Genomic DNA, 23,480 nt, shown 5'->3' on the forward strand with positions numbered 1-23,480 from the left:
GTGGGGAAATGGGGGAGGTTTCACTTTCCCTTTCCCTAACCACGGAAGGGTGGCATTTTTTGAAGAAGTATAGAGTTAACAACTGCGAAACTTCTTTGGAAGTTAATATTTAGCATTTCCTGGCTGATTCAATTTAGATCTAGTCAGTGTGGATTTCGTGGGAGTTTACAGGAGGATTATTCTCACCTTCAAGCCGACTTATCCGTTAGTTAAACCTACTGTGGCCCTCTCTCTAGGATTTTGGTAATGCAGGGGAGGTTTGTGTTGGTTTTTCTTCTCCAGCGTCTTCCGAGCTGTGCCAACGGTCAAGAATATCTTTTATTAATATTTCTTGCACTAACACTTGTCCCACTAGGGTTAGGGGCACCGCCAACCATAGCCCAAAAAGTCCAAACACACTCACAAAAAAGACCTGGGCTAATAGTAAAACTCCCCGCAAAATTGGCTGGGGTTTACCCATGCAGTGGAGGGTGATCCAATGGAATTCAAAATAGTTAATCAGTCCATAGAGTACCATCACCAATAGGGGTTTCCAGGCGTTGTCCAAGAGGGCGATCGCCATGGCGGGGACTAGACTAATCAGGGGGCCAATGTTGGGAATGACGACAAAAATACCGGCCACAAGGGCTAGGGCCAGGGGAAGCCGCACCTGGAGTAACACTAAACCGAACCAAGTGGCAGCGGTGACCACCACAGCACTGACCACCACCAACCGGAGCCAATCTTCTAGCAAGATTTCCGATTCCTTCAGAATTACATCAACCCGTGCTCGATAAAAAGCAGGGAAACAACGGATGAAACCCTGACGGTAAGCCCTGGGATTAGCCAAAAACATCAAACTAAGCACAATCAACAGTAAAAGGGTGAGAGGTAACCCTAGGGTGCTGTAAAACAGGCCTAAACCGTTACCGGCTAATTTTTGCAAAACAGGCCTAATCTGCCCGGTAATTTGTTGCCAGTTGGGCAGGAGGGGGGTTAATTCTGGGTCGATCGCCCTGGCCATTTTCCGGAGCCATTGTAGAGTGCCATCAATGCTGGCGGGCACCAGAGTCAGGAGTTGCTGGAATTGGTCCACAAAGGGGGGAATGATCAGAGCCACTACTATTACTAGGGCCAACAGTAGAACAATGACCGCTAGGGGAATGGATAATTGTTTTTTGACGCCCCGTCGCTGGAACCATTGGGAAAGATGGTTTAAACCGTTGGCCAGCACCACTGCAGCAAACAGCAGTAGCAATAATTGGCGGATCTGCCACAGGACTGCCCCCATCAAAAGGAGACTAATAAAACCAGACCATTGGCCAAAGGTCATGGTATTTTCCTCCCCTGCCATTCCTGTAGCCCTAACCAAACGGCGATCACCAGCACTGGAGTGAACACCAATAGTAAGACCCAGGGCAACTCCGGTGGGGGAGCAAAGGCAGGCACAATAAATTTAATGCCCCAGGAGATTAAGAATGAGGGAAGTAATACTTTTAGGGCCAGTAATGCCAGAGAATTTAAATGGGACATGGGTAATGGCTCAAAAAATGCTCAACTCCGACTTTCTCCCTGGACAATTTGCTTGGGGGTCATAAATGCTTCTAGCCCAATTAAGCCGCGCCTTTGACCCTTTTGGCTCGATACTCCCAAAAATAATGATTCCCCATGGCGGGGATTACGACAAAAATAGGGCGGAATATTCACATAAACCAGGGCGCTGTCCACCCCCATGGAAAATTGGCGACTTTCCTGGTAGGAATCGGTGGCAATACAGTCCCCGTGGCCACTGCTATGGCTATTGATCCAGGCGATCGCCGTTTTCAGGTTTTGGGTAGTGCGAAAGGCCACTGTCCTGTCTAGGTATGCCTTACCCCATTCATTCTCCTTAGCTAGGGTGAGATGGTCGGGAAATTGTTCACAGAGTTCAGCGTCCCCCCGGAGCTTGAAGCCCTTGGCCTGCAAGTTGTTCAATAGGCGTACCAAGGGCGCTGGATTTTGCCCCGGACTAACCAAAACTTTTTCAATGGCATTGACCGGATCTGGATGGCCCACATGGCTGTCAATGATCATCTGGCGCACCATTTCCAAGTCCCCTTTACTAGACCAGTAGAGGTAACAGTTGCCCATGGCGGCCTTCAAGACCGGGGGAGTGCATTGTTGGCTAATTTGTTCCACAAAACTGGGGCGGCCATAGGGAATAACCAAATTGAGCTGGCTGGCACTGCCCACCAGGTCCTGCACATTGGGTGAGGTTTCGCTGGGAATATGGCTAACGCTATCCACTGGTAAATCCGCATCCAGTAAACCTTCCCGCAATATTTCGCAAATAGCCGCCGTGGAATGGCTCGAAGCACCGCAACTTCTTAGAACTAGACTGTTCCCCGTTTTCAGGCAAAAGCCCGCGGCGATCGCCGCCAATTCAGGAAAGGATTCATAGACCAGGGCCACCACCCCCAAGGGCATTAACTGGCAATAGGTCTGGGCCAGGTTAAATTGATAGGCGGAAGCCATAACTCGCTGGAGGGGATCCGGCAAGGAAGCCAAACGCTTCAGGATAGTCACTGTGTTTTGCAACCTTTCCGGGGTGAGCTTGAGCCATTCACAGAGACAATCCGCCACGGACATTTCCCGACTCACCACCAAGTCCAAGGTATTGGCTTCCAAAATTTGGGCAAAGGAACGTTCCAACGCCTCCGCCATGGCCAACACCGCCCGACTCCGATCATTACCGTCATAGGAATCGAGGGCAAGGAAAGCTCCCTGGGCAGCATCGAGAACCCTTACTAAACCGGCCGCGGCATCGTCGCTAGTCATCGAAAATTATAGGGGGCAAAGCCCACCCGCAAAGATGGATTTATTTCGGACAGTTTGTTTGACGGACACCCACCCAGGTAACCAAAAGGAAAGACCAAGGATTTTGGGGGTTAGAGGTAGCCAATCGCCGGATTGACAGTTACAAATAATTAAACAATCAAAGCCCAAATTTAGTCAAAATGGCGATCGCCAAGGGACAGTCGGCCTGGGTGGATGATCTGGCTAATCATTAAGAAAAATTGCGAAACAGTTTCGTTGTGTAACGTTGCGGTTTGGAAATAAAAAAGCTTCGTTAGGATGAAAGCACCCAGAATATTTGGCCGTTATCGCTCCAGGGACGGAGATGGAGTTGTTGGCCAGTCCGCCATTATTGCTAACCAGTTTAAAGCCAAATTTGCGGCCTCGGTCGTGATTGGTATCAGCCTCTCCCCATAGACAGTTAAGAGAAAAACCCATGGCCACCACCGTACAACTCAGCGACCAATCCCTCCGTCAGCTAGAAACCCTCGCCATCCACACCGCCCACCTGATTCAGCCCCACGGTTTAGTGGTGGTCCTGCAGGAACCAGACCTCACCATCAGCCAAATTAGCGCCAACTGCACCGGCATTTTAGGGCGATCGCCAGAGGAATTGTTGGGCAGAACCCTAGGGGAAGTGTTTGATAGCTTTCAGATTGATCCCATCCAGAGTCGCCTAACGGCCGGACAGATCAGCAGCCTCAACCCCAGTAAGCTTTGGGCGCGGGTCATGGGGGACGACTTTGTCATTTTTGACGGGGTTTTTCATCGCAACAGTGACGGTTTATTGGTATGTGAACTAGAGCCAGCCTACACTTCCGATAATTTGCCCTTCCTCGGTTTTTATCACATGGCCAACGCCGCCCTGAATCGGTTGCGCCAACAAGCTAATCTACGGGATTTCTACGATGTTATTGTCCAAGAAGTCCGCCGTATGACTGGCTTTGACCGGGTGATGCTATACCGCTTTGACGAAAATAACCACGGTGATGTCATTGCCGAAGATAAACGGGATGATATTGAACCCTATTTGGGCCTGCACTATCCGGAATCGGATATTCCCCAGCCCGCCCGTCGGCTATTTATCCATAACCCCATTCGAGTAATTCCCGATGTTTATGGTGTGGCGGTGCCCCTGACCCCAGCGGTTAACCCCAGCACCAACCGAGCGGTGGATTTAACGGAATCCATTCTGCGCAGTGCGTACCATTGCCACTTGACCTATCTGAAAAATATGGGGGTAGGAGCGTCTTTAACCATTTCCCTAATTAAGGACGGCCATCTCTGGGGGCTCATTGCCTGCCACCATCAAACCCCCAAAGTAATTCCCTTTGAACTGCGTAAAGCCTGCGAATTTTTTGGTCGGGTGGTATTTAGCAACATTTCCGCCCAGGAAGATACGGAAACCTTCGATTACCGGGTGCAGTTGGCGGAGCATGAAGCGGTTTTATTGGACAAAATGACCACGGCGGCGGATTTTGTCGAAGGATTAACTAATCATCCCGATCGCCTGTTGGGGTTAACGGGCTCCCAGGGGGCGGCCATTTGCTTTGGGGAAAAATTGATTTTAGTAGGGGAAACCCCGGACGAGAAAGCAGTGCAATATTTACTGCAATGGTTGGAGAATCGTGAAGTGCAAGACGTTTTCTTCACCTCTTCCCTCTCACAAATTTATCCTGATGCAGTGAATTTTAAATCCGTGGCCAGTGGCTTATTGGCCATTCCCATTGCCCGTCACAACTTTTTGCTCTGGTTTCGCCCTGAAGTGTTGCAAACGGTTAATTGGGGCGGTGACCCAAATCATGCCTACGAAGCTACCCAGGAAGACGGTAAAATCGAGCTCCATCCCCGCCAATCCTTTGACCTCTGGAAAGAAATTGTCCGACTGCAATCTTTGCCCTGGCAATCGGTGGAAATCCAAAGTGCCCTGGCCCTGAAAAAGGCGATCGTCAACCTCATTTTGCGCCAGGCGGAAGAATTGGCCCAGTTAGCCCGCAACTTGGAACGCTCCAACGCTGATTTAAAGAAATTTGCCTACATTGCTTCCCATGATTTACAGGAACCGCTCAACCAAGTGAGCAATTATGTACAACTGCTAGAAATGCGCTACAGCGAAGCTCTAGACGAAGATGCCAAAGACTTCATCGATTTTGCTGTGACAGGGGTTTCCCTGATGCAGACTTTGATCGATGATATTTTGACCTACGCCAAGGTAGATACCCAGTATGCCCAACTAACTTTCACCGATGTGCAAGAAGTGGTGGACAAAGCTCTGGCTAACCTGAAGCAACGGATTGAAGAAAGTCGAGCAGAAATTGAAGTGGGTTCCATGCCCGCAGTAATGGCGGATCAAATTCAGCTCATGCAGGTATTCCAGAACCTGATCGCCAATGGCATCAAGTTTGCCGGGGACAAGTCACCCAAAATTAAAATCTGGGGCGATCGCCAGGAGGATGCCTGGGTGTTTGCGGTCCAAGACAACGGCATTGGCATTGACCCCCAATTCTTCGAGCGGATTTTTGTCATTTTCCAACGACTCCACACCAGGGATGAATATAAAGGCACCGGCATGGGGCTAGCCATTTGCAAAAAAATCATCGAAGGCCACCAAGGGCAAATTTGGCTAGAGTCCAATCCAGGGGAGGGCTCCACATTCTACTTCTCCATCCCCATTGGTAACTAAAAAGGTATTGAACCATGTCCGACGAATCTAATCCCCCCAAGGTCATTTTGCTGGTGGAAGATAGCAAAGCCGACAGCCGCCTTGTGCAGGAGGTGTTGAAAACCAGCACCATCGACCACGAACTGATCATTCTCCGGGATGGTTTGGCGGCCATGGCCTTTTTACAGCAACAGGGAGAATACGAAAATTCCCCTCGCCCCAACCTAATTTTGCTGGATTTAAATCTTCCTAAAAAGGATGGCCGGGAAGTGTTGGCGGAAATCAAACAAAACCCTGACCTAAAAAGAATTCCCGTGGTAGTGTTAACCACTTCCCACAATGAGGATGATGTGATTGCCAGTTACGAACTCCACGTTAATTGTTATTTGACCAAATCTCGCAATTTGAAGGATTTATTCAAGATGGTGCAAGGGATTGAATCCTTTTGGCTAGAAACAGTCACTTTACCGGCAGCTTAATTGGCATCCTCCGAATGGCTAACCCAGCCATTGTCCACCAGATGTCGTTGTTTGAGCGGATAGGAATCTCCTTGCTTTTGGGATGATGATATTAAAGCCCCTGAAGTAGGTTCCAAAAAAGCCAACTATTTTGGCGATCGCCGTTTCCAAACCATTGATGCCGTAAAGCGTTTGGCGCGGCCAATTTACTTTTTGTGGCCCAAAAGCCGATCACGCAAATGTTGAATGCGGTCTCGGTAGGTGGCAGCTACTTCAAATTCCTGTTTTTTGGCCGCTTCTTGCATTTTTTCCTCCAATTGTTGAATTAAATCGGGGATTTTTTCTAGGGGTAAATCCTGGGCTTGTTCATATACTTCCTCCAACTGTTGACTGTTTAAACGACGGGAAATATCAAGAAATTGCAAAATGGCATTGTTAGCCCGTTTATTAATCGGTTGAGGGGTAATACCGTGCTTTTCGTTATATTTTTGTTGGATTTTCCGCCTCCTTTCCGTTTCGGCGATCGCCTTTTGCATACTGTCGGTGAAATTATCAGCATATAAAATCGCCTGTCCCCGAATATGACGAGCGGCCCGGCCAATGGTTTGAATTAAAGAACGCTCTGCCCGCAAAAAGCCTTCTTTATCTGCATCCATAATAGCTACTAGGGAAACTTCCGGTAAATCTAACCCTTCCCGCAATAAATTTACCCCAATTAACACATCAAATTCCCCGTCTCGTAAAGCTTGTAAAATCTCAATACGTTGAATAGATTGAATCTCGGAATGAAGATATTGGACTTTAATGCCCCGTTCAGAAAAATAATCCGTTAAATCCTCCGCCATCCGTTTAGTTAAAGTTGTGATTAATACCCGTTCTTTAAGTTTTACCCGGGCTTTAATTTCGCCATATAAATCATCCACTTGGCCAGTGGTGGGACGGACAAAAATTTCTGGATCTAAAACCCCGGTGGGACGAATTACTTGCTCAATAACCCTTTCTTCCGACTGTTCCATTTCCCACAGCCCTGGAGTGGCAGAAACAAACACACACTGTTTAACTTTTTGCCAAAATTCTTCTGCTTTTAGGGGGCGATTATCCGCCGCACTGGGCAGACGAAAGCCATGGTCAATTAAAACTTTTTTTCTGGCCTGGTCGCCATTATACATACCCCGCAATTGGGGAATAGTCACATGGGATTCATCAATTACTAATAACCAATCTTCGGGAAAATAATCCACTAAACATTCCGGTGGTTTCCCCGCCTGGCGATCGGCTAAATAACGGGAATAGTTTTCCACACCGTTGCAATAGCCTACTTCCCGCAGCATTTCCAGGTCATAACGGGTACGTTGACTTAATCTTTGAGCTTCCACTAACAGATTATTTTTCTCCAAAAAAGCTACCTGGTGTTCCATTTCCGTTTGAATTTGCTGACAGGCTTTTTCTAGGGTTTCTTCTGGGGTTACAAAGTGACGGGCGGGGTAAATACTAATTCTGTCTAAACTTTGTAAAATTTCGCCGCTGACGGGATCAATTAACCGTAGAGCTTCCACTTCGTCACCAAAAAATTCAATGCGAATTACCCGGTCTTCGTAGGCCGGCACAATTTCCAACACATCCCCTTTGAGGCGAAATCGTCCCCGCTGTAACTCCATATCGTTGCGGCTATATTGCACGTTAACTAAATCCCGAATCACTAAACGGGGGTCATATTCGGCACCCACTTGCAGAGGAACGGCCGCTTTGAGATATTGGCTGGGAATACCCAAACCGTAAATGCAACTGATGGAAGCTACCACAATTACATCCCGTCGTTCAAACAGAGAACGGGTGGCGGAGTGACGCAACATATCAATCTCATCGTTGATAGAAGCCGTTTTTTCGATATAGGTATCGGTGACGGGAATGTAGGCTTCCGGCTGGTAATAGTCGTAGTAACTAATAAAGTATTCCACCGCATTTTCGGGAAAAAATTGCCGTAGCTCATTACATAATTGGGCCGCCAAGGTTTTATTGTGGGCCAATACTAATGTCGGTCTTCCCAACTCTGCAATCACGGAAGCCATGGTGAAGGTCTTCCCTGTGCCCGTTGCCCCCAGTAGGGTTTGAAACTTGTGCTCTCCCTGCAAAGACTCGATCAAACTGGCGATCGCCGTGGGTTGATCCCCGGTGGGACGAAAGGGCGCGTGGAGGGAAAAGAGGTCAGAAGTCATGGCGGCAAAGGGGCTATAGTCTGGGATAATGGGGCTGATTAAAGATAACTATCGTGGCTGGCCATTCAGCGGTGTATCTTTGAAGACAAGCAGAGTAATGCTAACAAAACACGGTGGGTGGCCTGTCTGTCTCGCACAGTGGTTTATTGTTGATCAATTAATCGAATATTTATATTAAGGAGATAAACAGCATGACTGAGGAACAGCAGGGGCCCAACACCACCCCCAACGAAGAAACCGCCAGCAAAACCACTGCCGCTAACCGGAGCCGTCGTCCTAGAGCCGGTTCCAGCAAAGATGAGTCTGCCTTGGTGAAGCCCAAGCATATCGGTGGTCTTGATCTACTGCCTACCCCCAAGGGCATGCCCACTAATCGACCGATTGAAGCCAGCAAGATCCATGTGGTAAGTACCTATGGTTCCATGGGAGCCACCAGACCAGTGGGGGCCAGCACCATGGAAGTGAGCAGTACCATGACCGTTTCCGGTAACCGCCCCATTGCCCTGAGCCATCTCCACATCAGCGAAATCACCGCTGGCAATCGTCCCGTGGCTTCCAACGAGATTGATGATCCCAACACCCTGATGGGCTACCTGGATTAGTCTTGCGGTGGGAATTTTTGCTTTGTTCCCTTACCCTGAACTCCCATCTAGGCGATCGCCAGGGGCATAGTTAATCAAAACAAGTCTACTAAAAATGAGCCTCCAGCTTCGGAAACTATGGCCGACTGGAGGTTTTCACTATCTAAATTGTCCAGGGAAAAACCTAGGAACGGGTGATTTTGTCTTTTTGGCTGATGAAAATTAACCCGACGGTGGCGGGGATCAGCACAATGGCAGCCCCTAAAACCAGGCTCCAGAGAAAGTTTGCTAAAGAAGGGGTCATATCGCGTTAACCTCATTTTATAAAGACATCGCTCCCCATTCTATCGCCATCGGATGTCAAAGTTAGCCCGTTGAGGGCAGGATTGCTCCGGGGCCCAAGCCCCTAATTTTTAACCTATGTCGGCTATGTCAGATTTGTCGAATAACTTGAGTTTTATTTCCCCCCCCGTTGCTTTAGGGAATATTTCCCAACCCCGCTGTTTATCCCTTGGGATAATGGCATCCGGTAGTGGTAGTAATTTTGAGGCGATCGCCAAGGCCATTAAGGAGGGAAAGTTAAATGCAGTGGTGAAACTGGTGATTTACAACAACCCTAATGCTGGGGTTAAGGAACGGGCCATGGACCATGGGGTGCCCCACCGATTACTCAACCATCGGGACTACGACAGCCGGGAAGATTTGGATCAAGATATTGTTGAGCATTTTCGCCAAGCAGGGGTGGAATGGGTAATCATGGCCGGGTGGATGCGTATTGTTACCCCAGTACTATTAGATGCTTTTAGCCGTCGGGTGTTGAATATCCACCCCAGTTTATTGCCTAGTTTTCGAGGTGTGCGGGCTGTGGAACAGGCCTTGGCGGCGGGGGTGAAAGTGAGTGGTTGCACAGTCCATTATGCCGAAGCAACGGTGGATAGTGGCCCCATTGTGGCCCAGGCGGTGGTGCCCATTCTGGCTGATGATACGGGGGAGACTCTCCATCAACGCATTCAAGTCCAAGAACATCGCCTCTTTCCACTAGCGATCGCCCTTGCCGCCCAGCAAAGCCCATGACTGCCCCCTATTTTTCCCTCAGCCAAGGCCACCTGCAACTGTTGAGTGTTTGTCCGCCCCAATTTCAACGGCGTTATTGGGAACAGTTGGGCGGTTTACTAGAACCCCAGCGCCAGGTCAAAACGGAATGGGGCCAAAATTTTCACCAACTGGTTCAACAATGGACTTTGGGTTTGCCCTTGGAAACTTTAGCAGCCCAGAGCCTTGACCCCCAGGACGTTAGCCTACTGGATTCCCTAAAAAATTTAATTGCCACAGTGCCGGCGCTCCACCTACCCCCCGGCCAAAGGCAGGCTGAACATCAACGCACCCTAGCCAGGGATGATGTTTTATTGACAGTAGTCTATGACCTGTTGGTGCTCACCCCGGAGCAAGGGCAGATTTTTGATTGGAAAACCTATCCCCAGCCGGCCAAACCGGAAAAACTCCACCACCATTGGCAGACTAAGCTTTACCTGTACGTGTTGGCAGAAACTAGTTCCTATTCCCCCGAACAGTTATCCATGACCTATTGGTTTGTGCAGTCACCGGAAAAAATTCAGCACTATACCATTACTTACAACGAAGCTCAGCACCGGGCCACTGAAAGGGAGTTAACCGATTTGCTCCAGCAGTTTCGTCAAGGATTAGCCGCTTGGCATCGACACCGTACCCCCCTGGCCCACCGACATAATTGTAACCGTTGTCCCTACCACGACCAGTTTTTTCCACCAGACTAGTTATTTGCCCATGACTTTTAGTGAAGAATTTGAATTACTATTGCGGGCCTGTTATCCCCTGCTCTACATTCCCACCCAGGAAGAAGAACGACTGGAAATGGCGATCGCCAGCAGTGCCCAGAGGTTGGGCAATCGCTCAGTTTACTATTGGGATTTTGTAGAAGGGTACCAGGGCAACCCCAACGGAGCCAATGTGGGGCGCCGCAATCCCCTCCAAGCCTTGGAATTTATCGAAAAATTACCCGCCAGTAGTAATGGCATTTTTGTCCTGAGGGATTTTAATCGTTTTCTAGACGACGTTTCCATTTCCCGCAAACTACGCAACCTTGCTCGCCGTCTCAAGGCCGAAGCTAAAAATCTTGTCATTGTCGCACCCCAAATCTACATCCCCAATGAGTTGGCCGAAATCATTACGGTGATGGATTTTCCTCTGCCCAGTAGTGCCGAAATTCAAGGAGAAATTGAACGGTTGTTGACGGGTTTGGGACAAAAAGTAGAGCCTTCCCTGCGAGATGAGTGGAGTCGCGCAGCCCAAGGTTTATCCATGGAAAGAATTCGGCGGGTGTTGGCCCGTTGCCTAGCAGACCATGGCCAGTTGGGGGCAGACGATGTGGAATTGATGCTAGAAGAAAAACGTCAATCCATCCGCCAAACCCAAATTCTTGATTTTTATCCTGCCAGTGAACGCATCAGCGACATTGGAGGTCTAGATAATCTCAAGGACTGGTTGCTCCGGCGGGGAGGAGCCTTTAGTGAGCAAGCCCGTCGTTACGGTTTACCCTATCCCCGGGGTTTACTACTGGCCGGCATCCAAGGCACTGGCAAATCCCTCACCGCTAAGGCGATCGCCCACCATTGGCATTTACCGTTGTTAAGGTTGGATGTGGGCCGATTATTTGGCGGTTTGGTAGGAGAATCGGAAGCTCGCACCAGGCAGATGATCAACCTCGCGGAAGCGTTAGCCCCCTGTGTGTTTTGGATTGACGAAATTGATAAAGCCTTTGGGGGCATGGACAGTCGCGGGGATGGGGGCACCACCAGCAGAGTGTTTGGGGCTTTCATTACCTGGTTGGCGGAAAAAACTTCCCCCGTCTTTGTGGTGGCCACTGCTAACAATGTCCAGAGTCTGCCGCCGGAACTGTTGCGGAAAGGTCGCTTTGACGAAATTTTCTTTGTGGGACTGCCCAATAAAACAGAAAGGGAGGCCATTTTTTCTGTGCATCTTAACCGTTTGCGGCCCCATAAAATGGCTGATTACGATATCCACCGCCTGGCCTACGAAACCCCAGACTTTTCCGGAGCAGAAATTGAGCAAATTTTGGTGGAAGCGATGCACATTGGCTTTAGCCAGAATCGGGAATTTACCACCGATGACATTCTTTCCGCCGCTAGCCAAGTGGTGCCCTTAGCTCGCACCGCCAAAGAACAAATCCAATTTTTGCAGGAGTGGGCCGCCGCTGGTAAAGCCCGTTTAGCCTCCAGGGACAGCGGTTTTCCCGCCATTAGTTAACCATTCATCCCGTTATTACTTGCCATGGCCAGTTTCCCCAGACCCACTGAACAAACCAAACAATTTTTTCAGCAATGGCAAACCTATCAGCAGTTGGTTGACCACAATTACATGGCCCATCGGCAAATTCACCAGGCGGTGGGGGCTTTGATTCAACAACAGTTCGATCGCCCGTTTGATTTGTTGGACCTTGGCTGTGGGGATGCCCAGGCGATCGCCAAAACTTTGACGGGGAATAAAATCAATTCCTATACAGGGGTGGATTTATCCCCCAATGCCCTGGCCCTAGCCCAGGAAAATTTGGCCCCTTTTGAACGGGTGGAGCTAAGGGAAACGGATTTTTTGACCTATCTGGGTGAAGCCAACCAAATTGCCCCAGCCAGCTTTGACCTGATTCACGTCGGTTTTTCTTTGCACCATCTGCTCCCAGAAGAAAAGGAACAATTTTTTGCCCATTGCTTTTCCCTGCTGCGCTCGGGGGGATGTCTGATTATCTACGACGTTTTTCGCCAGCCCCAGCAAAATCGACAGCAGTATATTGAAGCCTATTTAGCTAAGGCCGAAAGTCAATGGAATGCCCTTACCCCTGACCAACTCCAGGCGATCGCTGCCCATATAAAGGAGTGCGATTTCCCCGAATTGGTGGCTACCATAGCGGAAATTAGCCAAAAAGTGGGATTTACGCCTCCCCAGGTCCTCTTTACTGAGCCTAGGGGGTTCCACCACTGCTTTGCCTTTACCATTGGTCAAAGTGGAAAAGCCCTGGCCCAAGACGGGGTGTAAAAAGCAATTTTCCGATAATATGGGCAGAAGCTAAACAGTGCCCCAATATGGGAAGCTGTGGGCCGTAAACATTCAATCCGAATAATAAAGGACTGGTTGAAGATGGAAGAACAAAAGACAGCAACTGCCGGGATTAAAACCGATGTAGGACCAATCACTACTCCCAATCCCCAAAAGTCCCCAATCACCGACCAGGCTTGGCAGGAATGGCTACAACCGGTGTGGGAAGTGCTGGGTAAAATTCCCCAAATGACCGGGGAGTTTTTCGAGGACAACAAGCAACCCCTCATTTCCCTGGGCATAATCCTGTTGGGCATTATCAGCGTCAAAATCTTGATTGCTGTGCTCGATGCCATTAATGATATTCCTTTATTGGCACCAACTTTACAGTTGATCGGCATGGGCTACACCGCTTGGTTTATCTGGCGTTACCTTTGGAAAGCTGAAAAGCGCCAAGAGTTGGCTTCCGAATTTGGTGCACTAAAGGAGCAAATTTTTGGCGGTTAGTGTCTCCCGACCGCCCCAGCCTCTTTTTCCTGCGCCTATCCTCCGGGTTTGATGTTCGGGGGATTTTTTCTGGCCCATGACCAACCGTCCCGTCCCATCGGTGTGGGATAGTTCTCCCTTCATTGGTATTCTAGGAGTTAGTTTTTCGCCATTCTTCCTCCCCTTTTTTCAGGAGCGATGAGCAACTCCCCGTCTGTTCTTACAGAGCTATTGCAGGCTTTACCCAATCTGCGGGCCCAAACCTACTTCAAGTCTTCCCTCACGGCCTTGTCCCACGCCATGGAAGACCAGGTACTAGCAGAAAGTACAGCGGGCAATCCCCTGATCATTGCGGCTTTTCAGCGGGAGAGATTTTATCGTCAAGAAGCCCACCGTTATCGACGTATTGCCGATAAGAGCAGTCAGGTTTACGTGCTCTCCGCTCCGGAGACGGAATTTAAACACAACTCCGGCATTTACGAAACCATTGCCTTTACTCCTGAAGACAGCCTCGCCCAGGAATGGCATTTGATTGTCATTGGCGATCGTTATGCCAGTTGTCTAATTTGCCGAGAACGACCCACCCAGGATAAATGGGATAGTAACCGCCGTTTTGAAGGTGTTTGGACCTTTGATCGCCAGGTGAGTCGAGTTGCAGCCCAACTATTGCTACAACGGATTTTAGCCTACCGTCCAGAGTTACAAGCCAAAATCGAGGAGGCGACCCAAACCTGGCTTCAGCCTTCCTGCACCGCTCCCCCCCGGGGCATTGACGATAACCCTGATCCGTTTGTGCAACGGTTAATCACCTATCTCCAGGCGGGGCAGTATAAGTTAATCAAAGCCAATCGTAATTTACAGGACAAAGAAGAGCGGGAGAGACTGCTTAACTCCATCACAGGGGCGGTGCGACGTTCCCTCGATCCCGAGGAAATTATGCAGGTGGCGGTGGAAAAACTAGGCCAAGGTCTGGGCATTTGCCGTTGTGTGATTTACCGCTGTAGCGCCGATGATACAGTGGCGACCATTAACCATGAATTCCTCGGTAGCGGCGTTGGTTCCATCAAGGGTTATCCCTGGCCCCTCAAAGATAATCCCCTTTTTCAGGAGGTGGTGGCCCTCAAGGAGGCGATCGCCATCGACAACATTGACCAAGATCCAAGGTTAGGGGAACCGGAGCCTTCTACGGGGGAAGTGAAAACCCTGGTGAAGAGTTGTGCCATTCTGTCCTGGATGTTAGTGCCGATTTTTTATCGGGAAAGGTTGCTGGGCATGATGGAATTTCACCACTGTGGTCCTGCCCCCACGGAATGGGAGGACGATGCCCTTACCCTAGTGGAAGGGGTGGCTACCCAAATCGGGGTCGCCCTGATTCAAGCGGAATCCTATGCCAACCTACAGGAATTGAATGAGCAATTAGCTGCCCTAGACCGCACCCGGTCTAACCTGGTGGCCATTACAGGGCATGAACTACGCACCCCCCTTTCCACTATCCAAGTGTGTTTGGAAAGCCTGGCCACGGAGCCGGATATGCCCCAGGAATTGAGACAGGTAATGTTGAACACTGCCCTGGAAGATGCGGAGAGGATGCGCAAACTGGTGCAGGACTTTCTCACGCTATCTCAACTGGAAAGTGGACGGGTGGAATGGAACGCAGAGCCAATTTCCCTAGAAGAATGTGTGGAGCTTTCCTTGAGCCATATCCGAGCTCACAATCGGGGCCAGGAAGTACCTGTCATTGTCAATCAGGTGAATGGCGAAACTCCCATGGTGGAGGCGGACGGGGAATGGTTAGTGGAATTGTTGACCAAGCTTTTGGATAACGCCATCAAGTTTACCCCCACCAATGGTAGGATTTCCATCGCTGTCGATCGCCCGAATCCGTCCCAATTGGAAGTCACCATCACCGATACGGGGCGGGGCATTGAGCCTAACCGCTTGGAAACCGTGTTTGACCGTTTTTACCAAGAAGAAGGAGCTTTACGCCGTAGTCGGGGGGGCACCGGCATTGGCCTGGCCATCTGTCGCCAAATTGTTAGTGGTTGGGGAGGGGAAATCTGGGCCGCTTCCGATGGCAAAAACCATGGCACCCAGTTCCATTTCACCGTTCCTATTGTTATGCCGGAAAATCCAAATCTTGGCGTGGAAGAAGTTGCCCCGAAAAAGCGTAAAGCAACGTCCCCCCGCATTGCATCCCGGAGCAAAAAGAAACAGAAGTTTTCCTGATTTATCCTAAAAAATAGCCCTTACCTTTACCGAAATATCTGCCATCTCCCGATGATGGCACCAGTTTTAGTCCCCGTATGGAGTTTAAAAATTTTTTCGATGCTCTGCCCCTTGGTGTTTTCGTTGTCGATGCCCAGGGACGACCAGTCTATGCCAACCTCGCCGCCATTGAGCTCCTAGGCAAAGGCCTCTGGCCCGAAGCGGCGATCGACCGGTTAAACGATATTTACCAAGCCTATCAAATCGGCACCAATCAACTTTATCCCCTCACAGAACAACCTTTGCTTAGGGCTCTCCAGGGAGAATCCCATCAGGTGGATGACATGGAAATCCGCCAGGGGGGACAAATTATTCCCTTGGAGGTGACGGGAACTCCCATTTTTGATCAGCAGGGCCAATTGCAATACGCCATGGTGGTGTTAAGGGATCTACGCGATCGCCAACGGAGAAATGAACGGCAGATTGCTTTGCAACAAGATTTACTGCGGCGTAACCAGGGGCTAGTGCAGGAAAATGCCACTCTGAAGCGTAAATTGGCGATGTTGGAGGCTCGATTAGAAGCCAGTTAAAACCAATGTAGTCGGAAACTTAGGAGCTCATGGAGCCATGGCTCTTCCCCTTTGATTGGGGAAACATTAGGCCGTGCCACCGTTATTCCTAGATAATGGCCCCTTGATCTATTGGAATCTAGCCTGTGTCTCCGTCTGGTAAATCGTCCCGTTCCTTAGCTAATATCGCTGGCATTGTGGCGATCGCCACCTTGATCAGTAAGGTTTTTGGTTTATTGCGTGAACAAATCATCGCCGCCGCCTTTGGGGTGGGGACGGTGGTGACGGCCTACGCCTATGCCTACGTGATTCCAGGTTTTCTCTTTATACTTCTTGGGGGCATTAATGGCCCATTCCACAGTGCCTTGGTTAGTGTACTGTCCAAACGAGATCGGGAAGAGGCGGCACCCTTGGTGGAAACCGTTACCACCCTGGTCAGTGGGGTGTTGCTTGGGGTAACCATCATTTTGGTACTGGGGGCGGGCATATTCATTGACCTGCTGGCGCCGGGGTTAGAACCGGAAACCAGACGCATGGCGGTGCAACAGTTACAAATCATGGCTCCCATGGCCCTACTTTCGGGGTTAATTGGCATTGGCTTTGGGACTTTAAATGCGGCAGATCAGTACCTATTGCCCAGTATTAGCCCTTTGCTTTCCAGTATTACCGTCATTCTGGGTTTAGGGGTCGCAGTCTGGCAATTGGGACAGCAACTAAACACAGAACCCTATTGGCTATTGGGTTCTCTCCTATTAGCAGGGGGAACCACCGCTGGAGCCGTCTTGCAATGGTTGGCTCAGATTGTGCCCCAGGCCAAAGCGGGTATGGGTAAATTGCGGCTGAGGTTTAATTTTGCCTTGCCGGGAGTAAAGGAAGTTTTGCAGGTGATGATTCCGGCCACCCTGTCTTCAGGGATGTTGTATATCAACTTTGCCACCAACCTGTTTTTTGCTTCCTTTATTCCCAATGCGGCGGCGGCCATGCGTTATGGCAATTTTGTCGCCCTCACTCCCCTGGGCATTATTTCCAATATGATTTTGGTGCCCTTTTTGCCGGTATTTTCCCGCTTAGCCGATCCCCAGGATTGGCCAGAATTAAAACTCCGTATCCGCCAGGGCATCATGTTAAGCGCCCTGACCATGTTTCCCCTCACAGCTATTTTGGTAGGGTTAGCCATTCCCATTGTCCAGGTTATCTATGAGCGGGGGGCTTTTGACGCGGAGGCGGCGGCTGAGGTGGCTCCAGTGTTGGCAGCCTACGGTTTAGGCATGTTTTTCTACCTTGGTCGAGATGTTTTGGTGCGGGTATTTTATGCTCTAGGCGATGGGAACAGTCCTTTCAAAGTAAGCCTATTTAATATTTTTCTGAATGGTTTATTGGATTTCCTCTTCTATAAGCCCTTTGGCACCGTGGGTATTGTCATGGCAACGGTGGGGGTAAATCTTTTTTCCATGACTATTTTTATTTGGATGCTAAACCGTCGCCTAGCCGGTCTAAGTTTGGGGGGCTGGGCCATGGACCTGGGTAAACTGGTGGGTGTTACGGCGATCGCCAGTGTTGCTGGCTGGCAGGGGAGTGTGCTGTGGCAGAGACTGTGGGGGGTGAATAGCTTGGTGGAAAATATCCTGGAAGTGCTCACCATGTCCAGCATTATCTTGGTGGTGTTCACTGTGGGAGTGACCTTGGCTAAAGTCCCGGAGGCGGATTTACTAGGCGATCGCCTGTGGAAAAAATTCAAACGAGGGTAGTGGAGAAATTTCTTTGATCGCAATGAACAATTTGGGTCTTTTGAGATATTCCAGCAGCAATCAAGATTTTCACTACAAATCCCTTAATCAGTACTATCGCCTCAGATTAGCTAGAATGATGCCATGGTAACCTTCTTGGCCCTATTGCCCCGTTCCCTAACCACATTTTTGTATGCCGTAGCGGCATTACTGAGGTTTTATGGCAACATCGACACCACCCCCTTCCAACTCATCCCCCTCACCATCCTCGAATGGAGTTTCTGGGCGTTCACTTTGGGCACAGCGTCTCTGGTGGTTAATCTCGGCCTTGAGTGGAACGCTGGAAATCGAAGCCGATATCAAGCGGCTCAAGCAAGAGAACGAGAAACTCGACGAGATGATCTTGCAAACGAGGAACGAGAAAAAGCAGATCGAGAAAGAGACCGAGCAGATCAGGAAAGAAACAGAGCAGATCAAGAAAGACAACGAGCGGCTGGCCGAGCTAGAATCCAAAATCGATTCTTCATTTCGCAAATACGGCATCAACTTACCCCTAACCCAGATACCAGAGCAGCCCTGACGGATTTTCTCAGCTTTCTCCAAGAGTATGGCGAGCCCTAATTTATTGCCCGTGGATATGAAGATTAAGGTTTTTGTTTATGGCACCCTCATGCCGGGGGAATGTAATCACCAAGCCTACTGCCACCGTCAGATTGAGCCCCCTACCCTGGGCTATGTGCTCGGCCAGATCTACCATCTGCAATATTTTGGTTATCCAGCTCTGGCGATTGGAGAGGACCGGGTTTGGGGCTATTGCCTCACCTTTCCCCCTGGGTTTTCCCTAGAATATCTGGATAGTTTGGAAGATTACCAACCAGGGCGATCGCCCCAGGAGAATGTTTATAATCGTTGCTGGACTGAGGTATTTGATCCTCAGGATCAGGTAATGACGGAAGCGTGGCTTTACCGTATGGACTCTCGCAAAATTGAGCAGTATGGGGGAATTTACTTGCCCCATGGCCGTTGGTCTGGAAAGCTATAATTCACGGCCTGATCGTCTATGCAATTCATGGAAACCGGTATGCCGGACCTGCTGAATTCCCCCCAGGCGATCGCCTCGGCCCTAGAGCTTTCTTTAGAAAAAGGCTTGGGAATTTTAGAGCAAGCACTACCTCCTGATTGGCAAATATGGAAAGAAGAATACGAGCAAAGTTTGACAGGAATTGAATCTCCCCAGATTTTGTTAGCGGAGACAAATATGGGCAAATTTTGGGCAGCGGTGGTGGCTTTTTTGCGGGTTGGTCGGGGGACATTATTCATTGCTAATCATCAATGGCAACAAAGGGAATGGCAACAAGTGGCCGAATTTTTGCAACCCGATCGCCTCTGGGGATCATTGATGTGGCAACAGCAGTGGTTAAAACTCAGCGACAGTGATTCAGGAGTAACCTCCGTTGTCCAACAAACCATCACTCCAGCAAGTCAGCCAGCCCAGAAAAAATCAGAACCATTAATTGCTTTTCCCACCGGTGGTTCTTCAGGCACAATCCGCTTTGCCCTCCACAGTCCCCAGACTTTGACCATGGCAGTGGACGGTTTAAAGCAGTTCCTTGGCCCCCTGTTACCTAGGAATGGCCAAATTAATAGTTTTTGTCTGCTTCCCCTGTACCATGTGGGGGGCTTTATGCAATGGTGGCGATCGGCCTTAACTGGAGGGAATTTTAGCCCCCTGGATTACGGCTTAGTGAAGCAATCTGCCCCTCCTTTGCCCCCCGATTATGTCACCTCTTTAGTGCCCACCCAGTTAGAGTGTTTGCTCGATCGCCATGGTGCTTGGTTAAAAAATTTCCGGCTAATTTTTTTGGGGGGAGCCCCAGCCTGGGCCGCTCTATTGGCCAAAGCAAAAACGGCAGGCCTTAACCTGGCCCCCACCTATGGCATGACGGAAGCCGCCGCCCAAATTGCCACCCTTACCCCGACAGAATTTCTGGCTGGCCAAACAGGGGTAGGAAAGTTGTTGCCCCATGTTCGTTTGACCATTACCAACTCTAAAGATGAAATGGTTGCCCCCGGCACAGTGGGCCTTATCAACATCCAATCCCGTGCTTTATTCAAAGGCTATGTACCTCAAGGGACAGGCCAAAAGGAGGGAACTTTCACCACCGGGGATTTAGGTTATTGCCACAACGGTTATCTTCATATCACCGGTCGTCGGGGTCGGCGTCTCATCAGCGGCGGAGAAAATATTGATCCAGAGGACATAGAAGCTCTCTTGCTCGATCGCCATTTAGTCCAAGATGTGGTCATCGTCGGAGTTGGCGATCGCCATTGGGGAGAAATGTTGGTAGCAGTCTATGTACCTAACCCGAGTCCGGGGAATGATGTTTCCACCCTGAGCCAGTGTGTCAAAGCTCAGTTAAGTAAACCGAAATGTCCGAAGCATTGGTTGCCCGTTTCGACCCTACGGCGATCGCCCTTGGGCAAATTAAACTACCAATTTTGGCAAACTTGGGCTACGGAGCAACTAGGGGTCAAAGAAGAGGAATAACAGCAATGACCTGTGAGTATGGTTTATTTGCCGACTTTGCCTAGGATTCAAGTAAGTCGGGGTCAACAAATTTTTGACGTTGATTGGTGCTGTCCCCATGGGAACCTAAACCCTAACTAAGCCGTTGTGTTAGCCTGGGTTAGAAAAAATTGTCGATGCGGTTAATTGTTGTTGAGGAAAAAGATTAATGATTGCCACTCCCCTTGCCCAAACTGCCACCCCCCCCAGTCATTTACCCACGGAAACCAGACCTTGGGGATCTTTTACTACCCTGGAGGAGGGCAATGGCTACAAAATCAAACGCATCGAGGTCAATCCAGGGCATCGTCTCAGTCTGCAAATGCACCATCACCGCAGTGAGCATTGGATTGTAGTCTCCGGCACCGCCCGCATCGTTTGTGGAGATAAAGAAGAACTCTTGGAACCAAATCAGTCCACCTATGTGCCCCAATGCACTGCCCATCGTCTGGAAAACCCTGGGGTAATTAAATTGGTTTTAATTGAAGTGCAAAATGGGGAATACCTGGGGGAAGATGATATTATCCGTTTTCAGGATGACTACGCCCGTGGCTAATTGCGAGCATGGGGTTTGGGGCTAACGGCCATTAACTCGGCGATGGTTTGACAGTGGGCCGGTAAGCCTAACTGGGCTGGAGCAACGGGATCGGGATAGGTGAAATGGCGATAGTCGAGGCAAAACCTATCCCAATCGGCCATTTGAATGCGAAACAGCTTGATAAAAATATTGGCCAGGGTGAGGGAAAGGGGAATTTGAAAATAGATTTTCTGGCGATGATACTGGCAAACCTGGCGGATACCATCTGTGGCAGTGAGGGGAGCATTCCCTAGCACCACATCAATCCTTTTTCCTGGTGGATGGTCAACGTAATGGGCCACCACCCTAGCTATGTCCCTACCGTGGATGAAGTGGAAACTACCATCGGCCCGGAACCAACGGATCAGGGGTAACCAACGCAAAATTTCCCCCAATCCGCCGGAAAGATGGGAATAGGGTTTACCTGGTTCGCCGCCAAAGACCAGGGTGGGATAAACCACCGTGATTTTTTTTGCCATGGCTTCGGCAATGGGGGTGACTTCCGGCAGAGAACCATGGTGGGATTCCAACGCCTGATGACAGAGATACTTAGTGCGGATATAGTCTGTGCCTAAACTTCCGGCCTCCGGTAAGGGTTGCCCTTGGCGATCCAAAATGCTGGCGGTGGAAAAATAAATTACCTGTTCGCACCGCTCCGGGTTAAGCAAATTGATCAAAGTCAAGGTTTTGACCACGTTAATGTTGTAAGTCTCCTGGCGATCGCCCCAACTGGTGGCAATGAGAATGGCGCAATCCATGGTTTGCAGTAAGTCTGCGTGGGCCTCAATGGTGCCCATGTCACCGGGGATTAAATGAATGTTGCTCCGTAACTGGGGGTCAAACTGTAATTTACCGGGATTTCTCACCAGCAGGAACAATTCATGGTCTGTGCCTTGGATCAATTCATCCGCTAGGTAGTGACCAATGCAACCACTGATCCCGGTGATAAAAATGCGTTTTAAACTAGCCATGCCTATACACTCTCCAGAAATAAATTCAATTTGCTCAGCTTAAGAGTCTGTTGATCGAGTTTTGATTTGCCCCCTCAATTGACCCACCAATACTCCGACCACATTGGAGAATTTTGGTCGCATTTCCCCAAAATTTGGGGACAGAGGGGCTTTTGCAACATACTTCTAGGACAGCACCCGGATCACACTGGGAATTTCCTTCACTGCTTCTAGTTGGCTAATTTCCTCCAGGGCGGCCCGATAGTCTCCTTCCCGCACGTCATGGGTAACAACAACAATTTCCGCACAGCCGTCGGTGAAGCCAATTTGCACTAGGGATTCTAAACTAACTCCATGGTTACCAAATCCCATGCCTAAATGGCCAATTACCCCCGGCACGTCAGCACAGAGGAAACGGCAATAGAAACGGGTGACGAGGTCTTCAATGGGGGATACCTGACAGTAATGTTGGTGGGTGCAACTGAGCAGAGGATCAAGGGCCGGATTTTCGTCACTGCTGGTAATAATGCCGACAATGTTAATCACATCAGATACCACCGCACTGGCAGTGGGGCCGGCTCCTGCTCCCCGACCGTAAAACATGACTTGCCCCAGGGGATCTCCAGTCACCAGCACACCGTTGTAAACTCCATTGACACTGGCCAGGGGATGATCTTTAGCGATTAAAGTGGGATGCACCCGCAGTTGCAGCGCTTCTGAGTCTTCCCCCGCATTACCATCGGCGATCGCCAGTAGTTTAATCACAAAACCCAACCGATCAGCGTAGGCAATATCCACCGCACTAACGGATCTAATGCCTTCACAGGCCACGTCTTCCCGTTTAACCCGGCCGCCAAAACCGAGGGAAGCAAGGATGGCAATTTTGTCCGCCGCATCTAATCCATCCACGTCGGCACTGGGGTCCGCTTCGGCATAACCCAACTGTTGAGCGGCCGTTAACACCTCGTCAAAATCCGCCCCCTCACTGGTCATGCGGGAAAGAATATAGTTAGTGGTGCCATTGAGAATACCGACAATACTTTGGATGCGGTTGCCTCCCAGGGATTGTTTGAGGGGCTTAATGATGGGAATGCCGCCCCCCACCGCCGCTTCCAGGAGGACGTAAACACCGTGTTGATTGGCCGCTTCGTAAATTTCCGGGCCGTAACGGGCAATGACCGCTTTGTTGGCGGTGACGATGTGTTTTTTATGGGCAATCGCCTGGAGAATTAGGGATCTAGCGGGTTCCAGTCCTCCCATCAACTCCACCACAATGGCAATGTCGGGATCGGTGACAATAGCTTCTAGGTCAGTGGTTAACACCTCCGGCGGCAAATTTACTTGGCGGGGTTTATCCAAGGAACGCACCCCCACTGCTTTAACCTCAATGGCTTTGAGCAGAGGACTACGGCCCTGGGGATCCTGCAAAATTTCCACTGTGCCGGTGCCGACGGTACCTAGACCGAGTAAACCAATTTTAACTGTCACAATTTTCCTCCCGTTGCCTTTCCTTTCTTTAGGTTACTGGCGATCGGCTCCCCATTCTATCTGGACTTGGGCAGGTGGCAGAATAGCGAAACTCT

At 49.9% G+C, this 23,480-nt stretch carries 22 protein-coding genes; 15 read left to right on the forward strand and 7 right to left on the reverse strand.

Annotated features, from left to right (window positions below):
* Positions 1 to 232: 232 nt before the first annotated feature.
* Genes BWK47_RS12210 through BWK47_RS12220 form a run of 3 tightly spaced genes read right to left on the reverse strand, consistent with a single transcriptional unit; the run spans position 233 to position 2,796 of the window.
* Positions 233 to 1,312, reverse strand: a complete 1,080-nt coding sequence (locus BWK47_RS12210; protein WP_237269629.1) for an AI-2E family transporter — start codon at positions 1,310 to 1,312, stop codon at positions 233 to 235.
* Complete coding sequence (locus tag BWK47_RS12215; protein WP_162328841.1) at positions 1,309 to 1,512, reverse strand: hypothetical protein; 204 nt, start codon at positions 1,510 to 1,512, stop codon at positions 1,309 to 1,311. Before BWK47_RS12215 ends, BWK47_RS12210 begins: the two co-directional genes overlap by 4 nt.
* A 21-nt stretch (positions 1,513 to 1,533) precedes the next feature.
* The gene (locus BWK47_RS12220; protein ID WP_162328842.1) at positions 1,534 to 2,796 is read right to left on the reverse strand and encodes a glutamate-5-semialdehyde dehydrogenase; all 1,263 of its coding nucleotides are present in this window, start codon (positions 2,794 to 2,796) and stop codon (positions 1,534 to 1,536) included.
* Between the two features lie 454 nt (positions 2,797 to 3,250).
* Between BWK47_RS12220 and BWK47_RS12225 the strand changes: the two genes are divergently transcribed.
* Both BWK47_RS12225 and BWK47_RS12230 read left to right on the forward strand, forming a co-directional pair.
* The gene (locus tag BWK47_RS12225; protein WP_162328843.1) at positions 3,251 to 5,497 is read left to right on the forward strand and encodes a sensor histidine kinase; all 2,247 of its coding nucleotides are present in this window, start codon (positions 3,251 to 3,253) and stop codon (positions 5,495 to 5,497) included.
* A gap of 14 nt (positions 5,498 to 5,511) precedes the next feature.
* A complete protein-coding gene (locus tag BWK47_RS12230; RefSeq protein ID WP_010873535.1) occupies positions 5,512 to 5,955 on the forward strand; it encodes a response regulator in 444 nt (147 codons plus the stop codon).
* A gap of 185 nt (positions 5,956 to 6,140) precedes the next feature.
* On the opposite strand, the gene uvrB is transcribed toward BWK47_RS12230, so the two are convergent.
* Positions 6,141 to 8,150, reverse strand: coding sequence for an excinuclease ABC subunit UvrB (gene uvrB / locus BWK47_RS12235; protein ID WP_162328844.1), 2,010 nt, complete (start codon positions 8,148 to 8,150; stop codon positions 6,141 to 6,143).
* Positions 8,151 to 8,341: 191 nt separating this feature from the next.
* Between uvrB and BWK47_RS12240 the strand changes: the two genes are divergently transcribed.
* Positions 8,342 to 8,752: a hypothetical protein gene (locus BWK47_RS12240; protein WP_010873537.1), complete on the forward strand. Its 411-nt coding sequence runs from the start codon at positions 8,342 to 8,344 to the stop codon at positions 8,750 to 8,752.
* A 163-nt stretch (positions 8,753 to 8,915) separates the two neighbouring features.
* Here BWK47_RS12240 and psbX read toward each other — a convergent pair whose 3' ends face one another.
* Positions 8,916 to 9,035: a photosystem II reaction center X protein gene (gene psbX, locus BWK47_RS12245; protein WP_010873538.1), complete on the reverse strand. Its 120-nt coding sequence runs from the start codon at positions 9,033 to 9,035 to the stop codon at positions 8,916 to 8,918.
* A 116-nt stretch (positions 9,036 to 9,151) separates the two neighbouring features.
* Between psbX and purN the strand changes: the two genes are divergently transcribed.
* The 12 genes from purN (at position 9,152) to BWK47_RS12305 (ending at position 20,926) form a co-directional block, all read left to right on the forward strand.
* Positions 9,152 to 9,805, forward strand: a complete 654-nt coding sequence (gene purN / locus BWK47_RS12250) for a phosphoribosylglycinamide formyltransferase (RefSeq protein WP_162328845.1) — start codon at positions 9,152 to 9,154, stop codon at positions 9,803 to 9,805.
* Positions 9,802 to 10,524 (forward strand): PD-(D/E)XK nuclease family protein, encoded by a 723-nt coding sequence (locus tag BWK47_RS12255; protein ID WP_162328846.1) that lies wholly within the window; start codon positions 9,802 to 9,804, stop codon positions 10,522 to 10,524. Before purN ends, BWK47_RS12255 begins: the two co-directional genes overlap by 4 nt.
* A 10-nt stretch (positions 10,525 to 10,534) precedes the next feature.
* Positions 10,535 to 12,034, forward strand: a complete 1,500-nt coding sequence (locus tag BWK47_RS12260; RefSeq protein WP_162328847.1) for an AAA family ATPase — start codon at positions 10,535 to 10,537, stop codon at positions 12,032 to 12,034.
* A 24-nt stretch (positions 12,035 to 12,058) separates the two neighbouring features.
* Positions 12,059 to 12,817 carry a class I SAM-dependent methyltransferase gene (locus BWK47_RS12265; protein ID WP_162328848.1) on the forward strand — a complete coding sequence of 253 codons (759 nt, stop codon included), beginning with the start codon at positions 12,059 to 12,061 and terminating at the stop codon, positions 12,815 to 12,817.
* Between the two features lie 102 nt (positions 12,818 to 12,919).
* Positions 12,920 to 13,324: a CAAD domain-containing protein gene (locus tag BWK47_RS12270; protein ID WP_020862135.1), complete on the forward strand. Its 405-nt coding sequence runs from the start codon at positions 12,920 to 12,922 to the stop codon at positions 13,322 to 13,324.
* Between the two features lie 177 nt (positions 13,325 to 13,501).
* Complete coding sequence (locus BWK47_RS12275; protein WP_162328849.1) at positions 13,502 to 15,529, forward strand: DICT sensory domain-containing protein; 2,028 nt, start codon at positions 13,502 to 13,504, stop codon at positions 15,527 to 15,529.
* 77 nt (positions 15,530 to 15,606) lie between these two features.
* Positions 15,607 to 16,098: a PAS domain-containing protein gene (locus tag BWK47_RS12280; RefSeq protein ID WP_010873545.1), complete on the forward strand. Its 492-nt coding sequence runs from the start codon at positions 15,607 to 15,609 to the stop codon at positions 16,096 to 16,098.
* Positions 16,099 to 16,223: 125 nt separating this feature from the next.
* A complete protein-coding gene (murJ, locus tag BWK47_RS12285) occupies positions 16,224 to 17,825 on the forward strand; it encodes a murein biosynthesis integral membrane protein MurJ (RefSeq protein ID WP_162328850.1) in 1,602 nt (533 codons plus the stop codon).
* Between the two features lie 123 nt (positions 17,826 to 17,948).
* Positions 17,949 to 18,425: a hypothetical protein gene (locus BWK47_RS12290; RefSeq protein ID WP_162328851.1), complete on the forward strand. Its 477-nt coding sequence runs from the start codon at positions 17,949 to 17,951 to the stop codon at positions 18,423 to 18,425.
* Positions 18,412 to 18,846: a gamma-glutamylcyclotransferase family protein gene (locus BWK47_RS12295; protein ID WP_162328852.1), complete on the forward strand. Its 435-nt coding sequence runs from the start codon at positions 18,412 to 18,414 to the stop codon at positions 18,844 to 18,846. The genes BWK47_RS12290 and BWK47_RS12295 overlap by 14 nt, the downstream gene beginning before the upstream one ends.
* An 18-nt stretch (positions 18,847 to 18,864) precedes the next feature.
* Positions 18,865 to 20,352: a 2-succinylbenzoate--CoA ligase gene (locus tag BWK47_RS12300; protein WP_162328853.1), complete on the forward strand. Its 1,488-nt coding sequence runs from the start codon at positions 18,865 to 18,867 to the stop codon at positions 20,350 to 20,352.
* A gap of 187 nt (positions 20,353 to 20,539) precedes the next feature.
* Positions 20,540 to 20,926 (forward strand): phosphomannose isomerase type II C-terminal cupin domain, encoded by a 387-nt coding sequence (locus tag BWK47_RS12305; RefSeq protein ID WP_162328854.1) that lies wholly within the window; start codon positions 20,540 to 20,542, stop codon positions 20,924 to 20,926.
* Here BWK47_RS12305 and BWK47_RS12310 read toward each other — a convergent pair.
* On the reverse strand, positions 20,923 to 21,924 hold the full coding sequence (locus BWK47_RS12310; protein WP_162329691.1) for an NAD-dependent epimerase/dehydratase family protein: 1,002 nt from the start codon (positions 21,922 to 21,924) through the stop codon (positions 20,923 to 20,925). The two genes, BWK47_RS12305 and BWK47_RS12310, sit on opposite strands and share 4 nt — an antisense overlap.
* Before the next feature lie 159 nt (positions 21,925 to 22,083).
* Entirely contained in the window at positions 22,084 to 23,385 is a 1,302-nt protein-coding gene (locus BWK47_RS12315; protein WP_162328855.1) for a homoserine dehydrogenase, read from the reverse strand.
* Positions 23,386 to 23,480 lie beyond the last annotated feature (95 nt).

The organism is Synechocystis sp. CACIAM 05 (assembly GCF_010222815.1).
Classification (GTDB): Bacteria; Cyanobacteriota; Cyanobacteriia; order Cyanobacteriales; family Microcystaceae; genus Synechocystis.

What these genes read in the sequence shown, in the direction of transcription:
- BWK47_RS12210 (WP_237269629.1), bottom strand. Translation starts at nt 1,312, where the DNA reads ATGACCTTTGGCCAATGGTCTGGTTTTATTAGTCTCCTTTTGATGGGG.
- BWK47_RS12215 (WP_162328841.1), bottom strand. Translation starts at nt 1,512, where the DNA reads ATGTCCCATTTAAATTCTCTGGCATTACTGGCCCTAAAAGTATTACTT.
- BWK47_RS12220 (WP_162328842.1), bottom strand. Translation starts at nt 2,796, where the DNA reads ATGACTAGCGACGATGCCGCGGCCGGTTTAGTAAGGGTTCTCGATGCT.
- BWK47_RS12225 (WP_162328843.1), top strand. Translation starts at nt 3,251, where the DNA reads ATGGCCACCACCGTACAACTCAGCGACCAATCCCTCCGTCAGCTAGAA.
- BWK47_RS12230 (WP_010873535.1), top strand. Translation starts at nt 5,512, where the DNA reads ATGTCCGACGAATCTAATCCCCCCAAGGTCATTTTGCTGGTGGAAGAT.
- uvrB (WP_162328844.1), bottom strand. Translation starts at nt 8,150, where the DNA reads ATGACTTCTGACCTCTTTTCCCTCCACGCGCCCTTTCGTCCCACCGGG.
- BWK47_RS12240 (WP_010873537.1), top strand. Translation starts at nt 8,342, where the DNA reads ATGACTGAGGAACAGCAGGGGCCCAACACCACCCCCAACGAAGAAACC.
- psbX (WP_010873538.1), bottom strand. Translation starts at nt 9,035, where the DNA reads ATGACCCCTTCTTTAGCAAACTTTCTCTGGAGCCTGGTTTTAGGGGCT.
- purN (WP_162328845.1), top strand. Translation starts at nt 9,152, where the DNA reads ATGTCGGCTATGTCAGATTTGTCGAATAACTTGAGTTTTATTTCCCCC.
- BWK47_RS12255 (WP_162328846.1), top strand. Translation starts at nt 9,802, where the DNA reads ATGACTGCCCCCTATTTTTCCCTCAGCCAAGGCCACCTGCAACTGTTG.
- BWK47_RS12260 (WP_162328847.1), top strand. Translation starts at nt 10,535, where the DNA reads ATGACTTTTAGTGAAGAATTTGAATTACTATTGCGGGCCTGTTATCCC.
- BWK47_RS12265 (WP_162328848.1), top strand. Translation starts at nt 12,059, where the DNA reads ATGGCCAGTTTCCCCAGACCCACTGAACAAACCAAACAATTTTTTCAG.
- BWK47_RS12270 (WP_020862135.1), top strand. Translation starts at nt 12,920, where the DNA reads ATGGAAGAACAAAAGACAGCAACTGCCGGGATTAAAACCGATGTAGGA.
- BWK47_RS12275 (WP_162328849.1), top strand. Translation starts at nt 13,502, where the DNA reads ATGAGCAACTCCCCGTCTGTTCTTACAGAGCTATTGCAGGCTTTACCC.
- BWK47_RS12280 (WP_010873545.1), top strand. Translation starts at nt 15,607, where the DNA reads ATGGAGTTTAAAAATTTTTTCGATGCTCTGCCCCTTGGTGTTTTCGTT.
- BWK47_RS12290 (WP_162328851.1), top strand. Translation starts at nt 17,949, where the DNA reads ATGGTAACCTTCTTGGCCCTATTGCCCCGTTCCCTAACCACATTTTTG.
- BWK47_RS12295 (WP_162328852.1), top strand. Translation starts at nt 18,412, where the DNA reads ATGGCGAGCCCTAATTTATTGCCCGTGGATATGAAGATTAAGGTTTTT.
- BWK47_RS12300 (WP_162328853.1), top strand. Translation starts at nt 18,865, where the DNA reads ATGCAATTCATGGAAACCGGTATGCCGGACCTGCTGAATTCCCCCCAG.
- BWK47_RS12305 (WP_162328854.1), top strand. Translation starts at nt 20,540, where the DNA reads ATGATTGCCACTCCCCTTGCCCAAACTGCCACCCCCCCCAGTCATTTA.